Origin of the sequence: Zhenhengia yiwuensis, from assembly GCF_014384995.1 — a bacterium.
In the GTDB taxonomy this organism is placed as follows: Bacteria; Bacillota; Clostridia; order Lachnospirales; family Cellulosilyticaceae; genus Zhenhengia; species Zhenhengia yiwuensis.
The window spans coordinates 37,651-53,256 of sequence record NZ_JACRSY010000013.1; the positions used below are offsets into that span (position 1 = coordinate 37,651).

A 15,606-nucleotide genomic window follows, 5' to 3' on the forward strand; every position below is an offset into this window, starting at 1 on the left:
ATTGCATAAGAAGAGCAAGGTTTTGGTATAAGTTTTCTCTATATAGCCTAATTTACTTTCTTAAAAACTATATTATAATAATATTCGAGTGAACAAGAATATAAAATCAATAGAGGTCGAATAATGGGAACACAACTTAAAATAGGGATGAGAACGGTTAAAACATTACTTGCAGTAGGCATCTGCATTATTTCGCTTGCCTATATGGGGGTACCGGATCCATTCTTTGCTTGTATTGCAGCGATTTTCGTCATTCAAGGAGATAAAGATGGTTCTGTGCAGAATGCTAAAAACCGTGTATGGGGGACAGCTTATGGAAGTATTATCTCCAATATTGTTTTATTAGCTTTAAGTTTTTTACCTTATAATGCTTATGTACAGACTATTGCAACGTGCTTAAGTATTTTCTTGCTGATTCAAGTAGCTATCTATTTTAAAAAGCCTATGGCTATTTTTCCAGGATGTATTGTATTATGTGCCATTTTATGTACAACAACAAACATTCAAATGCCACTTTTCTATGGGCTGAAGCGTACACTTTATACTTTATATGGTGCCTTAGTAGGTTTAGGCGTTAATCTTTATGTATGTCCTTATGAAAAGGGAGTAGAGAAAGAAGCAGAAATAGATATTGAAGAATGTTTATAAGTATAGGCATAAAAAAACAATCCACTCGTAGAAAGAGGAGGGATTGTTTTTTTTATTAAATAAGACATTTACCTTCCCATTCAGGTGCATTTGGAAGACCTAAAAGGTGTGTTATCGTTGGTGCAATGTCTTTAATATTTGCTGATGAAAACTCATGAGCCTCCGTAAAAGAAGGGCCATGTCCAATGATTGGAATCGTCATATCTTCTGGAATGTCTGCGCCATGTCCACGGTCATGTCCTCCATGATCAGCTGTAATAATGACTTCATAGCCTTCTGGAAGACTCGTTACAAGTTTTTCAATACAAGAAGAAGCATTAGCAACGGCCTCAAAGTAGTTTGGTGTCATCCAACCAAAGTTATGGCCAGCTGCATCCACATAACCTAAATAGAGGAATAGAAAATCTGGATTTTCTTTCTTAATATAGGAAAGCGTAAGATCTGTCATAATTTGCTCGTTTTCTAAAGCTGTTTGGTGGTCATGAGGAATACGTTCATAATGTGAGAAAGCTAAACTACCAGGACGGCTTAAGTCGCGAAGTTCCTCCCAGTTGTAAACCATTGCAGCTTTTTTGCCAAATTTACTCACTATTTCACAAATCCCTTCTATAGGGCGTACAGGGGGCATCCATGTATTCGTGGTAATACCATGTCTGTCCGCATTCACACTGAAGAAAAGAGAAGTGTGACAAGGTAATGTTACAGAAGGCATAATGGTAGAAGCTGAAAATGAATAACTGCTCTTTTGACGTAATGCAGAAAGATAAGGATGGCCACATTCAAGAATGCCATCAGGGCGCATACCGTCTACGAGAATTAAGATAACTTTTGAACTCATGTTATAAATATCCTCCTTTTATACAAAGTTTTTCTTAGCTTAACACAGGTTTAAAAAACGAACAATGGACAATTTTATCAAATACATGGATTATTTAAAAGTTCAACTTATCTACATATTCAAGCAGTAGAATAAAAGTAATTTTTAAGATTTTAATTTAAAAAATAAAGGAGAGAAACCATGTTAATTAGTCTAATCCTTATTATAGTTTCAGATTTAGCTTTTGAGTTTTTATTTGAAAAGCTTAATCAAAGCAAGCTTGAGCCTTTTGAGAAAATTCAAGCTAAAACAAGATATTTATCTAAGAAGAGAGTATGGCAGTGTGGGGCTTTAATGCTTGCCTTAGTCAGTGTATTTTTATTAGGTGTACGAATCAATATGAATAGCCTGATCCTGACTTTCTTATTAGGGCTTACTTTAGCGATTATTAATACTATTTTTGAAAGTACAGTATTTGATCAAATGCGCAATACATTACGTTAAAAAAGAGAGATAAGACGAAATACCCTTTTAGTGAGCACATAATAAAAAAGTAGCCTTATCCTTCGTTCTAAAATAGGCTCACTCCTTTATTTAAAAAGATTTTTCGCTATCTTCTCCTTGTATTACTATTTTTCTAAGGACATGACATACGCCTTAAAGTCCTTTTTAATCTCCGAAGAAGATAGCTCTTTATTCCATCCCATATAAATATGCTTATATCCAATATTATCCTTGATTTTAATTACAGAGATTTTATTTGTATTAATAAGGGGTGTATTTAAAATAATGGCTATGCCTGCTCCAGCTGCTACTAGTCCTGCAAGTACACTGGCTTCATTAGGTTCAGCAAATATTTTGGGAGTATAACCTATAAATTCCGCATAAGAAATCTGCTGGTCATATGATTTACCTTTGTATACAATAAAGTTTTCGTCTTTTAAATCCTTTAAAGCAATTTCTTCTTGACTGGCCAAAGGATGATGTTTCGGAACAATTAACACATACTCCTCCTTCTTTACAAGAACCGTCTCTATTTCAGGATAAGCCTTCAACTCTTCTACGTAATCAAAAAATCCGAAATCCATTTTACCATACTTTAAGTCCTTTTAAAATCTCTTCTGTAGACTGATTATTAATATTAAACTTAACTTGTAAATGGTTATGAAAGAAGTTACTGATTAAAAATGGAATAAAGGTTGCCCCAATACAATAAGTCGATGCAATGGCAATCTCCATATCACTACTTCTTTTCATATCCCGAAGCTTTTCTTTACCTCTTTGAATTTCCATTAAAGCAGAATCAGCATATTTTAAAAATGCTTCTCCAAATACACTTAGTTTTATATTTCTTCCTTCTCTTTCAAAAAGGGAAACTTCCAGTTCCTCTTCTAGTTTTGCAATCGCTTTGCTAAGTGCTGGCTGAGTGACCAACAATTGATTAGAAGCGAGTGTAAAATTTCTAGTTTCAGCTATTACTTTAAAATACTCGAGTTGTTGTAGGTTCATTTTATCTCCTTATTCTAATGGATACTTTCAATTTAGTTCTATATATAACTTATGGTTATAGAATTATGATTTATTTTAATTAGACATATCCCTCTATACAATATATAATCTGATTATCTTTTTAATTATAGGTTTTAAAATTATAAATTTATTTTATAGATATGTCAATTTAAATGATCGGAGGTAATCATTATGGATTCTATATTTAGTACATCAGTGACCCAAGTCATCAAGCAAAGGCACTCTGTTAGAAACTATGCGGACAACCCTATTGCTCAAGATATTCTTAAAAAACTAGAAGATTATCTAACTACAGTAGATAATCCTTTCGGACAAAAGATTCGAATTCAACTCATAACAAAGGACAACTCTACCCAAGAATTCAAATTGGGAACCTACGGTGTTATTAAAGGTGCGCGCTACTTTTTAGCAGCAGCCTGTGAAAATACTGACCAAGCATTAATTGCATTAGGATATACCTTAGAAAAAGTTATCTTATACTGCACTTCTTTAGGCTTAGGGACTGTATGGCTAGGTGGTACTTTTAACAAAGGGGAATTTGCAAAAGCAATGCACTTAAAAGAAGATGAAATTTTACCAATAGTTTCTCCTATTGGTTATCAAGGAGGTAAAAAATCTTTCATTGCAACTTTAATAGGTGAAAATACTAACAAACGCAAACCTTATCATGAACTCTTCTTCAATCAAAATTTCAGTACGCCCCTTGCATCAGATGTATCTGATGTGTACTTCGAACCACTCGAAATGCTAAGGATAGCGCCTTCTGCTCTAAACAAACAGCCTTGGCGTGTTGTAAGAGAAGAGTATTTATTACATTTTTACCTAGCCTCTAACAAAGGTCTAACTAAGATTGATATAGGTATTGCACTTTGTCATTTTCACCTAACTGCTATCCAAAATCATATTCAAGGTAAATTCATAACACTTGATGCTTCTAAATACCCACAAAATAAAGACTTTACTTATATTATGTCTTGGACACAATTATTATAGTACAAAGGAGTATATGAAAAATGTTTATAGTAAATAAAGAAACATGCGTTGCTTGTGAAAGCTGTATTAAAGATTGTCCCACTCGTGTTATCTCCCTAAAAGACGGAAAAGCAGATATTAATAATGAAGGCTGTATAAAATGTAGCCACTGCATTGCTATCTGCCCTGTAGATGCGGTTTCAACAAATGACTATAACATGAATGAGGTTATTCGTTACAATAAAGAAACCTTTGCCGTAGAGGCAGATAATCTCTTAAACTTTATCAAATTCAGAAGAAGTGTAAGACGATTCAAAGGCCAAAAAGTTGAAGTGGAGAAAATCCAGAAAATCATTGAAGCAGGACGCTTTACTCAGACTTCGACGAACAGTCAGGATGTTTCTTATATTGTCATTACTGAAAAGCTAAACGAACTAAGAGAATTAGCTTATGAAAGCTTAAAGAAAAAAGGTGAGGCAATACTTGCTAACTTAACGCCTGAGACAGAACACCTTAAAAGATATGCTAATATGTGGATTTACAGCTACAATGCTTACAAACAGGACCCTGTAGCAAATGATAAATTATTCTTTAATGCCCCGCTTGTTATAATGGTGACTTCTCCTACGCCTCTAAATGGTGGATTAGCTTCCTCTAATATGGAACTTATGACAGATGCATTAGGTCTTGGTACCTTCTTTAGCGGCTTTTTAACACATGCTGCTCAGGGCGACAAAGAAATCCTTGATTTACTAGGGCTTAAAGAGAGCAGGCATATCATTTCATGTTTAGTAATCGGCTATCCTGATGTACGCTATCACAGAACAGTTCCTAGACAAGACGCAACTGTCAGCTGGATATAAGAAAAAAGACTCACTCAAGCTACTGTGTGAAGTACTAGATATTCGCCGTTTCACTTTTTATAAATATCGCTGTCATAACAGTTAAGATTTCAATGAGTATCTTATTATCAAACAAATCTTTGATGAGACGGGATGTATGTATGGCTAGCGTAGGTTGAAGAAGGCAATTTTACACCATAAAAAATAGACACGGTTTTTTCCGTGTCTAATAAAAAGGTAGCATTATCTGATCTCAATAAGTTTTATTGCTCTTTTTTTGTTTGTCTCTTTTATTTAGAGAAGTGGCTTATTTTTAAAGAGCAGTATCACGAAGGTAACCACACATATAAGTGATGACTTCTCTAATTCTATAGAGCTCACTCTCTTTGTTACGTGCTCTCCAGATTGCAGTATATTCAGTAAACCAAATTTCAAGTGCAGCGGCAAGTTCGAGTTTAGAAAGTGCAGGGACAGCTTCTTGTGTACCTACTTTATCTTGAATTAAAGTAAGAACAAAAGTATCTATGAGCTGAATAGATTTAGAAGAAATCATAAATTCTTGAAGATCAAAGTGGTTATGACGTATACCTAAAGAGAGTGTAAGAAGTTCTTTTTCCACATCTAAAGCAGTTTGGTAACCCTTTAGGATACGCTCTACATTAAGATTTGAAAGGACTTCTACTTCATCATGTTGGTTATGTTGAAGTTCTTTCCACCTTACAACATCATACCAGCTACAGCCTTGTCGTCCTGATAGCTGATGAAGTAAGCTTACAAGTTTTTCAGAAGTATCGCCATATTCAATACGAGAAATAGCTTTATACAGATCAGTAAAATCTGTTTCCTCTGTCACAGGGTTCCATGAAAGGTGAGCGCCATAAATCATACCTGGCATAGAACTTCCAAATAAGTTGATATGTCCATAATCGCCCCAGTCTGTATTAAGAACACCGATTGCGCCATGGTTTCTACCATACTCAGTCATTCTACGGATATTCTCGAAAGCGTTCCATATAAGATTCATAAGCATGTTCCAGCCACCTACGCCAGGACATACATATTGAGGACGACCTGTTTCAGCAATTTTGCTTACAGCATGGTCACTACAGCCAGAACTATAGTCCCAAGTTAAACAGATTACATCTTTAGGAATTTCATTTAATAATTCTGGATGGTGAAGGATAACATCTCCCCAGAACATAACTTGCTTATTGTGTTTTTTAACACAATTAATAATTTTATTAAGGAAATCCACGTAAAGTCTTCCTGTACCAACTTCGTCAGCTTTAGCTTTACTACGGCCTTTACCAAGGTCAAATGTTTCATCACAGCAGATATTGAATTGATTAGAGCTGAAAAGTGGAATAAAGTCATTAAGCATTTTTTCTACAAGCTTGAAGCTACCTTCTTCAAGTGTATTAAGTGTATGGTGTGCCATACGGTCTATAAAAGAGTAGTCTTTTTTGCCTGTAATATCAATCTCACAAAGGTGATTGAAAGATTTGCTTTTTAAAATTTCATAGAAATGACCAAATGTAGAAAGAGATGGTACAAGTTCTACATGACGTTTTTGACAGTATTGGTCTAAAAGTAAAATTTCTTCAGCAGTGAGAGGGTCTTTATCTACCCAAACTTCACTAAGTCCAGCAAAAGCAAAGCTGTGTTCTACATAAAGCTGAATTTGATTTAATTTATAGAAAGCTGCACGATCCACTAATGTTTTAAGTGTTTCAAGCGTCGCTACTTTTCCGCGTGTAACATCATGATAGAAGCCACGATTTTCAAAATGTGGTTCATCTTGAATGGTTAAAGCAGGTACTAAAGCGCCAGCTTGACGAATGATTTGACGAAGTGTTTGTACACCATAGAAAATACCAGCACCTGTAGAAGCGTATACAGTAATGGCTTCACTCGTAATGATAAGTTCATAACCTTCTTTGGCATAGCCAGCTTTTTTCACTAACTGAATCGTATGTAGTGTCTCTGCTGCATTAAAGCTTTTACTGATTGCAAGTGTAAAACCTAAATCAGCTTTAATTTCATCTTGAAGAGTAACAGCGGCATTTAAATCATCAAAGTCACAAGTGCCATCTAATAATAGACATGTAGAAGGCTTAATGATAAACTGACCATCTGTTAAAGAAAAGTGTTTTGGTTGTGGTAATAAGTACATGATGTCCTCCTAAAAATTTTATAGTTAAATAATGTTCTTGATAGATTCATTATATAGCGATAAGATAAATAATAAAGTATGCATTTTGCTTTAAATTAACACAATATTGCTCAAGGAGTAGCCTATGAATCCTATTATTTATGAACATCACCGTCATGACGATCCTAAATTTCCTATTATTTTTCACTACGATACTTTAGAGAGTACGCAGGAGAAATTTATTGTACATTATCATGAAAATATTGAAATACTTTACTTTGTAAAAGGAAGTGGCGTTGCTACATGTGGCAGTAACCATGTAGAAGTAAAGGAGGGAGACTTACTTGTAGTCAACTCTAATGAATTGCATTTTATTTATACGACTTCACCTGTATTAGAATATTATTGCTTAATTGTAGATAAGGCATTATGTGAAGGTTTTCAAATGCCGATAGAAGATGTAGTCGTGCAGAATCTTATTGAAGATAGTTTATCTGTGAGTTATATGGAACATATTATAGAAGAGATGGATGCTAGAAGGCCTTATTACAAATCGGCTGTTCAAGGCATGGTTCTTTTATTATTTACTCAGCTTTATCGAAATTATAGTGTCATTAAGAGCCCAGTAATAGCAGACACATGGAATCATAAGATGGAAATAGTTAAGAAGGCCATAGGTTATATTAAAAATCATTTTACAGAGGAGCTTACTATTGATGAAATGTGTAAGCAAGTAGGTTTTAGTAAGTACTATATGTGTCGTATTTTTAAAGAAATTACAGGACAGACCGTTATAGAGTATATTAACTTTTTGCGCTGTGATTATGCGCGAAACTTATTAACTTCTGGTAAGTACAATGTAAAGGAAAGTGCAGAAAAGTGTGGGATTCCTAACTTATCTTATTTCAGTAAAACCTATAAAAAATATATGGGTAAACTTCCATCTAAAGAAAATAGTTAAAGTCCTCTATCTTAAGTATAGAGGACTTTCTTGTTAAAGTTTTACAAAGTATTTTTTTAGGGTTATAAAGATTATAAAAGTAATGATTTCTGTAACAGGTAATACAAGCCATATGCCAGCTTCGCCTAAGTATCTAGGCAGAATAAGAAGGAGAATAAAGATGAGACCAATTCCTCTTAGAAAAGACATGACACTTGAGTAAAAGGATCGCTCTATAGATTGGAAATAATACATAAGTACTGTATTAAAACCTGTAAAAGCAAAAGCGATAAAATATAGATGAATAGCTTTCATACCTTGTGATACGACAGCTGGCTCTGACGAAACAAGACCTTCTATAATAGGTTTTGAAAATAGAGCAAGGAGGAGAAAGGCTAAGAGGCCACTACCTCCCGCTACCCACATAGCAAATTGATAGGCAATATGTACGATTTTAAAGTCTTTTAGGCCATAGTTTAGACTGATAATAGGCTGGCTAGCCTGAGCCATACCACCAAATAGACCTTTGGCAATAAAGCTAATGTTAGAAATAACACTAAAGATCGCAACAGCAGTAGCACCACTTACCTCCATTAAAGCAAGATTAATAAGAAAGATTGTGACGCCTGTAGAAATTTCTAAAATACTTGCCCCTACACCATTTTTAAGCATACGATTATACAGACTTAAATCCCAAAAGTATTTAGTAAAATGGACTGTATTTTTCTTTAATACAAAATGAAAGAGCAAAATGACCATACTGATTGTAAACCCAATAGCTGTAGCTAAACCTGCACCAAAAGTACCAAGGCCCATAGGCATAACGAATACATAGTCTAAAACAATATTGACAACATTCCCCACTACCCCAGCAACCATAACCAGATTAGGGTTTCCATCTCCACGTACAATAACAGTGAGAGCACCTGATAGCATATAAAATAGGACGCCCCATGAAACCGGTTTTAAATAAGCGATTACTTCTTTTAAGATAATAGGATCAGCACCTAAAATAAGTGCAAGTTGCTCAGTAAAGAGAACGCTAATGAGTGTAAAGAAGCTGCCTAAAAGAGCAATGGTTAAAAGTGCCATAGTAAGTAGTTTGTTAGAGGCCTCATGAAGGCCTTGACCTTTGCACACACCTATCGTAATAGAAGTTCCTACACCAATAAGAAGTGCAAGAGCAGAGTAAATTGTAAAGATAGGAAGTGAGATATTTAAAGCTGCCAGGCCATTACTCCCTACACCAAGAGAAACAAATAATACATCAGCTAGGCAGTAGAGGCTATAGGTAACCATCCCGATCACTGTAGGGATAAGATAGCTCACATAGTTTTTCCAAATATTTTTTTTGAGTGAACAAGAACTTTGCATAATAGACTCCTCTAAAATTTATAAAAGTTATACAGACCTATTATAGTGCAATTTAAATTTTACTTCTATAAAAAATTAATAAATTTGAATACATTAACATGGAATTCTATACGTCAAAAAGTTTGATTACCCAGAGGGCAAGGAAAACTCCAAAAAACAGTCTTTCTTTGGAAGAATATTGAGAAAATCTTAGGAAATTAAAAATAAGGTTTAGGCTTTTGGGCCTGAACCTTATTTTTAATAATGAGCTTTACTTGGTAGAAAGGGTTCACAGCTCATAGCAATGCCGGTAGGTGTAATCAGGAGAGGGTTGCTCGGTTTAATCGTTTTAATACCTACTGTTTTTTCAAATACTTTTTCCATACCGTGGAGGCAGCAAGTACCGCCACATAAATAAATGGTATCGACTGTATAACCTTTAATGTGATTTTTAACAATAGTAGCCATTTTTTCAATAACAGCTTTTACACTGCCAAGTACTTCACTTTGATGGATGGGATTTTTTTTGAAGGATTCAGCCTCTTCAACGGAGAGGTGATGGCTACCTGCTAAGACTAAGGTGAGGTGGGTTCCACCTGTTGGTTCATCTGCCACATAGACTACTTTACCTTCTTTAAAAATAGAAAGTCCCGTAGTGCCACCACCAATGTCTACAACCACACCTTCTGAAATATGGAGTACATTATTTGCAGCAGTAGGTTCATCTAGGATATGGCTCACCTCCATTTCGGCGCCTTCTATAACATGAGAGTGGGTCTTAATGCTAGATTCTGTACCAGGAGGCATAGCAATAGAAGCTTTAAGTAGTGTAACGCCTAATCTTTTCTCAAGTTTCTCCTTAAGTTGTTTAACAATCTGCAGAGCACCTACATAATCTACGATAATTCCGTCTTTAAGAACATGAGCTTCTTGAAGCTCAGAAGCTACAGGGGCATCTTGTTCATTTAAGACGACTATGCCAATATAGGCAGTACCTAGGTCTATACCTACTTTTAATTTTTCACCAGGCGTATAGTGGGTTTGTTTTAAACTTTTTTCTACTTGTTCAATTTGTGATTTAACAGCTTGTTCATCATACATAGTTTTAATTCCTCATCTTTAGATTTCTAGCTTGTGTCTTTATTTTAGTTTAGAAAATAGGCGAGTATATGTATAGGGGTAGAGCAGTTATTCATATAGATAAAGAAGAGGAGGGAGCCTAATGGATAACAAAAAACAATGTATTATTCTTATAGGGCCTATGGGAGTAGGTAAGACAACGATTTCAAAAAAATTAGCAAAGCAACTTGGATTACCCTACATTGATTGTGATGGTATGAGGCATAAATATTATGCCCAAATGTCCGGATATAATAAGAAGTACGTTAGGCAACTGCAAAAAAATAACGAAGCTTTAGCTTATTATCAGTATATGAATCCTTTTGAACTTATTTATATTGAACAAATTCTTAATCAGTATCCTAGGGGGATATTTGATTTTGGTGCAGGACATTCTGTGTACGATATAAAAGCGCATAAAGATAAAATGATGATCCTTCTTAGACCTTATCAGTATGTATATATGTTACGTTACTGTGGTGATAAGGAGGAAAGCATACAGGCATTAAGTAGACGTCATAGGTTGCCATATGGCATTAGTAGTGAGTTTTATAACATTATTAATCGCCTTTATATTGAAAGTAACTGTAATATTCGATTAGCTAAATATATAGTAGATACTAAAGGTAAAACCGTACAGCAGGTGGTAGATCAAATAAAAAGACAGCTTTATTAAATGGATTTTATAAGCAGGGAGAAAAAAGAAACGGTCATACTTTATTCATTGAGAGGGGATTATCCCGTAAAAATATGATACAATAAGCCTAGAGACTTAAATCTCTTAGAAAGTAGGTGTTATATGGAACCTAAAAATTATACATCAAAATTAGATACAGTGTATCAGGATGCAAAAAAGCGTACCTTGCTACATATTGATAAGCTTAGACATGCCAAAGAGAGTGAAATCATTGAATCAGATCGTATTTTTCAGTACTTACAGCAGACGATAGACTGTTTACAACTTTGCATAGAACATTTGCCAAAGGAATCTGAAACAAGAATACGTTATGCACAGTATAAAGATGAACTAGGAGAGCTAGGAGAAGAAGTAGTACGTCTGACTAATCCTAATAGATGGTAAGTAGAACCATTATAAAAACTTTGATAGCCTATAGAAAAACCTCATTGTAATTCCTTGTAGAAAAGTATCAAACAACCCTCCTGTTTGATAGAATAAAGTATAAGATTTTTTAGAAAAGTAACGAAGTCAAATCAAATAGGGGGGAAGAGCATGAGTTCTGAAAAGAAAATAATGCGTTTTGTCACAGGTGGAACTTTGATTGGAAGTTTAATAGGTTACTTTTTAGCGTTACCTTATGTAACAGTATGTGGTTTAGTGTGTTTAGCCATTTCGGGAGTAGGTATGATGGTTTCAGAGAGAGATTAAGAAAGGTCTAGGTGTAGTAGCCTAGACCTTTTATAGTGAAATTGTAAAATAAATTAAAGTTTAGGAGAGGGCAATATATGCTTTATGAAGTAGATAGAAATAATAGGGAAAGATTAACACCTTTATTTGCACAGATGCATGATACAATGATTCGTTCATGTTTAGAAGGACATATGGGTATTGCTAGAGCAGATGATTTAGATGATCCTACAGTAGCACAAATTGGAGTCGGTGATTTTGTATTTTTAGCAGGTGATGTAAAAAGCGAAGCTGCTAGGAAATTGTTAGAATGTATACCTTTAGGCAAGTTGGTCATTGCCCAAAATGAACAGTGGAAGGTTCAAATAGAGGCGCTTTATAAAGAACGCGTGGTTAAAGTAACACGTTATGCCTTTAAACAAGATCCTAAATATTTAAAGTGTGAACGTTTAAAGATATTGATAGGTGGTCTTGTAGAAGAATATGAGCTAAAAAGGATGGAGGGAGATATTTTAAAGAATGCTTCACTTCATGCGCTATCGGAGGATTTTACTGCTCAGTTTGACTCATTGGAAGACTTTGAAAAACGAGGAAGAGGTTACTGCATTTTATATAAGGGGCAAGTAGTATGCGGGGCCTCTAGCTATAGTATTTATAATGGGGGACTAGAAATAGAGGTAGATACACATCCTAGCCACAGGAGAAAAGGATTAGCAACAGTAGCTACTGCTGCTCTTGTATTAGAGTGCCTAGAAGGGGGGATTTATCCTAGTTACGATGCGGCTAACTTAGCGTCTGTAGGCGTAGCTCAAAAATTAGGTTATCAATTAGAAAGACCTTATGATACATATATTATTAATGAGAAGCTGTAGATAGCCCAAAGAGGTTATGGGCAGTTTTTATAACATATAAAATCATTATATGATATAATTAATTATTATAAATAATTATGACCTAGAATAGAAAAGGTGAATAGATGAATCCTATAAAAAAATCAAATCGTACCAGGATATTAGAGTATATCTTTAGAAATGCTCCTGTATCGAGAGCAACTATAGCAGAACAGACAGATATTACGCCTGCTACAGTAACGACAACTACTATGGCCCTAGTGAATGAGGGGATTATTGTAAACTTAGGTGAAGCGGAACAAGTAAGTGATAATACACCAGGGCGAAAAAGGCAGCTTATTGATTTAAATGCGGATTATGCCTATGCAATTGGCATTGAGTTTAATGAAAAAAATATTGCGTTTTGTATAACCAATTTAAGAGGGCACATTATAGATCAAAAAATTGTTTTAACTACTTATAAAGAGGTTAACAATATTACTGCTTTTATTCTTGAAGAGGTGGAAAAGCTCATTCAGCACAATGAAGGAATTTTAGGTAAACTTATAGGGATTGGTATAGGTGTACCGGGCAAAATTAGTCGTAATAAAAAAGAACTTATTACCGATTCGAAAGTATGGGAATCTTTTAATCCTGAGCGTATAAAGGAAAAGTTTGATGTACCTATTATTATGGAGAATAATGTAAGATGCAAGGCGTTTGGGGAGTATTTATTTCGTCCATTGCAGACACCAGAACATTTTTCATTTTTCCATATAGGAATGGGGATGTATTGTGCAAATGTTATTAATGGGGAGTTATTTGAACAAGAGAATTATATATCTGGAGAGATAGGCCATACTATTGTAGAAGTTGATGGGAAGCTTTGTGAATGTGGAAAGTGTGGTTGTTTACAGACTTATGCAAGTGAACGATGGCTTATTAAAGCCGGGAAGTTACTTGTAAAAAATAAAAGCTCATTAATCCTAAACAGTTTAGTAAAAGAAGAAGAGGATGTAACCATTGAGAAGCTTATAAGTGCATATAATCTAGGCGATGAAATTATAAGAGGTTATATCTCAAAAGCTTTAAAATATTTAAGTATGACAGTTTCGAATTTATCGATTGTAATGAATCCTACTAAAATCTTTTTGCACGGACAGCTTTTAGGTAATCAAGAGATTTTAAAAGAATTTCAAACCTATATTGAAAAGGATTTGAACTTTATGGGCAATAATTACTTCGAAAATATAGAAGTGCTCCCTTATGAACCTAATAATGGTGCTGTAGGGGCAAGTGCAAGAATAATCTATACTTACTTTATCAATGAATAAAATAAGGTGTCCTCATTATGAGGACACCTTATTTTTTAGTAAAATTCTTTTATACGATGGAACCAAACGCCAGCAGGGTCATGAGTTGCTTTCATATAATGAGACATTTTTTCTATGTATTCTTTTTTGATATCAGCATAGTCTTCATCATAGCATACGTTATTAAGCTGATAAGGATCTTTCGTAAAATCGTAAAGTTCCCCACGTTCATTTTCATTAAAGGTAAACTGATATTTGTTATCGCGAACCATTCTTTGGCGGGATACATAGAAATGGTTATGGTATTCGCCATAAATTTCTGTTCTACCATTAGTGGAAGATTCACCTGTCATAAGAGGAAGGATACTTTCTCCATCTACAGGTTTAGGAGGATGGGTGCCTGCAAGCTCAAGGAATGTTGGCATAAGTTCTTGAAGGTAAACAAAGCTATCATTATCTTGAGTACCAAGGCCTTTTACTACCATAGGAATTCTATAAATTTCATCATAAGTAAAAGCCCCTTTTTCAATAAGTTTATGAGCACCTAGACAGTCCCCGTGGTCTGCACTGTAAATAATAATGGTATCTTCATAAAGACCTAAAGCTTTAAGTTTCTCTACAATCATGCCTACCATATCATCAATCATAGTGCAGTGGCCATAGTATTTAGCAGCAATATCTGCAAAGCCATCCCAGCCATAATCACCAAGTCCCCACATTTTTTCAGAAAGGTAGTGACCATAAGGTTTATTTTCAAAAGTTTCTTTGTAACTTGGATGCTCTTTAATATCTTTAGGATTATACATAGAGTAATAAGGTTCAGGAACAATACTTGGAGAGTGTGGTCCCCAGAAGTTAGCCCAGATGAAGAATGGTTTATCCTCCGTATTTGCCTTATCAATTAAGCGGTTCGTTTCATGAGCAACGAAATACTCGATAGTACTTTCAACAGGACCTTCATGTTTAGCATACATTTCTTGAATTTGAAGAGCAGGATTATTACCTAAGAAACCATGAGAAACATCAGGAATGTCAAAACCATTTTCTTTTAAATACTCTTCATAGTAGTTTGGTGCATTATCTGGTGGCTGATTAAATTTAAGGCTAGGGAAAACTTGACTACCTGGGAAACCATAACCCATAAAAGGTTTTCCATCAAAGCCACAGTCTTCTGGTGTTTTAGAAGGAGACACATGCCATTTGCCTGCAAAACCGCAGAAGTAACCCTGGTCTTTCATGCACTGACCAAGAAGAGGTGTACCTTCTTTAATATCTGTAAAGTTATCAATGACTCCATGATTATGAGGATAAAGGCCAGTCATGACACTTGCCCGAGCTGGTGCACAAATAGCTGAAGAAGTAAAAGCGTTAGTAAACTTCATACCTTCTGCAGCAAGCGCATCAATATGAGGAGTTTTACATACATCATTCAATCCATAAGCACTAACTGTATCATAGCGCTGTTGGTCTGATAAAATAAGGATTATATTTTTTCTTTTAGACATCTATTCAAATCCTTTCTCTCTATGAAATGAGTAATTAATTATAAAAATAAATTATATATTTACTATAACATTAGAAGAAATTAAATACAATAATATTACTATAATTAATAATTTGTTATAAAAAATAAATAAAAATAATAAAACTAAATATTTAAAAAATATATATTTAAAAAATATATATTATACATTTTTGTATGTGTTTCTATAATAAGGCTTATT

17 protein-coding genes are annotated in these 15,606 nt (G+C 34.5%); 10 read left to right on the plus strand and 7 right to left on the minus strand.

What is annotated here, in order from left to right:
* The first annotated feature begins 123 nt into the window (after positions 1 to 123).
* Positions 124 to 648, plus strand: coding sequence for an FUSC family protein (locus H8718_RS09405; RefSeq protein WP_177668413.1), 525 nt, complete (start codon positions 124 to 126; stop codon positions 646 to 648).
* A 55-nt stretch (positions 649 to 703) separates the two neighbouring features.
* Here H8718_RS09405 and H8718_RS09410 read toward each other — a convergent pair whose 3' ends face one another.
* A complete protein-coding gene (locus tag H8718_RS09410; protein WP_177668414.1) occupies positions 704 to 1,486 on the minus strand; it encodes an alkaline phosphatase family protein in 783 nt (260 codons plus the stop codon).
* 180 nt (positions 1,487 to 1,666) lie between these two features.
* On the opposite strand from H8718_RS09410, the gene H8718_RS09415 reads away from it, so the two are divergent.
* Positions 1,667 to 1,969: a hypothetical protein gene (locus H8718_RS09415; protein WP_249332698.1), complete on the plus strand. Its 303-nt coding sequence runs from the start codon at positions 1,667 to 1,669 to the stop codon at positions 1,967 to 1,969.
* A 125-nt stretch (positions 1,970 to 2,094) separates the two neighbouring features.
* On the opposite strand, the gene H8718_RS09420 is transcribed toward H8718_RS09415, so the two are convergent.
* Both H8718_RS09420 and H8718_RS09425 read right to left on the minus strand, forming a co-directional pair.
* Positions 2,095 to 2,553, minus strand: a complete 459-nt coding sequence (locus H8718_RS09420; protein ID WP_249332699.1) for a LysR substrate-binding domain-containing protein — start codon at positions 2,551 to 2,553, stop codon at positions 2,095 to 2,097.
* Between the two features lies 1 nt (position 2,554).
* Positions 2,555 to 2,974 (minus strand): LysR family transcriptional regulator, encoded by a 420-nt coding sequence (locus H8718_RS09425; protein ID WP_249332700.1) that lies wholly within the window; start codon positions 2,972 to 2,974, stop codon positions 2,555 to 2,557.
* Between the two features lie 192 nt (positions 2,975 to 3,166).
* Here H8718_RS09425 and H8718_RS09430 point away from each other — a divergent pair, with 192 nt between their 5' ends.
* Positions 3,167 to 3,988 carry a nitroreductase family protein gene (locus H8718_RS09430; protein WP_249332701.1) on the plus strand — a complete coding sequence of 274 codons (822 nt, stop codon included), beginning with the start codon at positions 3,167 to 3,169 and terminating at the stop codon, positions 3,986 to 3,988.
* 20 nt (positions 3,989 to 4,008) lie between these two features.
* Positions 4,009 to 4,830: a nitroreductase family protein gene (locus H8718_RS09435; protein ID WP_249332702.1), complete on the plus strand. Its 822-nt coding sequence runs from the start codon at positions 4,009 to 4,011 to the stop codon at positions 4,828 to 4,830.
* Positions 4,831 to 5,122: 292 nt separating this feature from the next.
* Here H8718_RS09435 and H8718_RS09440 read toward each other — a convergent pair whose 3' ends face one another.
* Positions 5,123 to 6,982: a glycoside hydrolase family 20 zincin-like fold domain-containing protein gene (locus H8718_RS09440; protein WP_249332703.1), complete on the minus strand. Its 1,860-nt coding sequence runs from the start codon at positions 6,980 to 6,982 to the stop codon at positions 5,123 to 5,125.
* A gap of 124 nt (positions 6,983 to 7,106) precedes the next feature.
* On the opposite strand from H8718_RS09440, the gene H8718_RS09445 reads away from it, so the two are divergent.
* A complete protein-coding gene (locus H8718_RS09445; protein ID WP_249332704.1) occupies positions 7,107 to 7,922 on the plus strand; it encodes an AraC family transcriptional regulator in 816 nt (271 codons plus the stop codon).
* Between the two features lie 33 nt (positions 7,923 to 7,955).
* Here H8718_RS09445 and H8718_RS09450 read toward each other — a convergent pair whose 3' ends face one another.
* On the minus strand, positions 7,956 to 9,275 hold the full coding sequence (locus H8718_RS09450) for an MATE family efflux transporter (protein ID WP_249332705.1): 1,320 nt from the start codon (positions 9,273 to 9,275) through the stop codon (positions 7,956 to 7,958).
* A 237-nt stretch (positions 9,276 to 9,512) separates the two neighbouring features.
* The gene (gene eutJ, locus H8718_RS09455; protein WP_249332706.1) at positions 9,513 to 10,355 is read right to left on the minus strand and encodes an ethanolamine utilization protein EutJ; all 843 of its coding nucleotides are present in this window, start codon (positions 10,353 to 10,355) and stop codon (positions 9,513 to 9,515) included.
* Positions 10,356 to 10,476: 121 nt separating this feature from the next.
* Here eutJ and H8718_RS09460 point away from each other — a divergent pair, with 121 nt between their 5' ends.
* From H8718_RS09460 to H8718_RS09480, 5 genes are all read left to right on the plus strand, one after another.
* On the plus strand, positions 10,477 to 11,049 hold the full coding sequence (locus tag H8718_RS09460; protein ID WP_249332707.1) for a shikimate kinase: 573 nt from the start codon (positions 10,477 to 10,479) through the stop codon (positions 11,047 to 11,049).
* A 123-nt stretch (positions 11,050 to 11,172) separates the two neighbouring features.
* Positions 11,173 to 11,454 carry a hypothetical protein gene (locus H8718_RS09465; RefSeq protein ID WP_249332708.1) on the plus strand — a complete coding sequence of 94 codons (282 nt, stop codon included), beginning with the start codon at positions 11,173 to 11,175 and terminating at the stop codon, positions 11,452 to 11,454.
* Positions 11,455 to 11,604: 150 nt separating this feature from the next.
* On the plus strand, positions 11,605 to 11,760 hold the full coding sequence (locus tag H8718_RS09470; protein ID WP_249332709.1) for a hypothetical protein: 156 nt from the start codon (positions 11,605 to 11,607) through the stop codon (positions 11,758 to 11,760).
* Between the two features lie 77 nt (positions 11,761 to 11,837).
* Positions 11,838 to 12,611: a GNAT family N-acetyltransferase gene (locus H8718_RS09475; protein WP_249332710.1), complete on the plus strand. Its 774-nt coding sequence runs from the start codon at positions 11,838 to 11,840 to the stop codon at positions 12,609 to 12,611.
* A gap of 104 nt (positions 12,612 to 12,715) precedes the next feature.
* Positions 12,716 to 13,903, plus strand: a complete 1,188-nt coding sequence (locus H8718_RS09480; RefSeq protein ID WP_177672293.1) for an ROK family protein — start codon at positions 12,716 to 12,718, stop codon at positions 13,901 to 13,903.
* 35 nt (positions 13,904 to 13,938) lie between these two features.
* Here the strand turns inward: H8718_RS09480 and H8718_RS09485 are convergent, their stop codons facing one another.
* The gene (locus H8718_RS09485) at positions 13,939 to 15,387 is read right to left on the minus strand and encodes a sulfatase-like hydrolase/transferase (RefSeq protein ID WP_177672292.1); all 1,449 of its coding nucleotides are present in this window, start codon (positions 15,385 to 15,387) and stop codon (positions 13,939 to 13,941) included.
* Between the last annotated feature and the right edge of the window lie 219 nt (positions 15,388 to 15,606).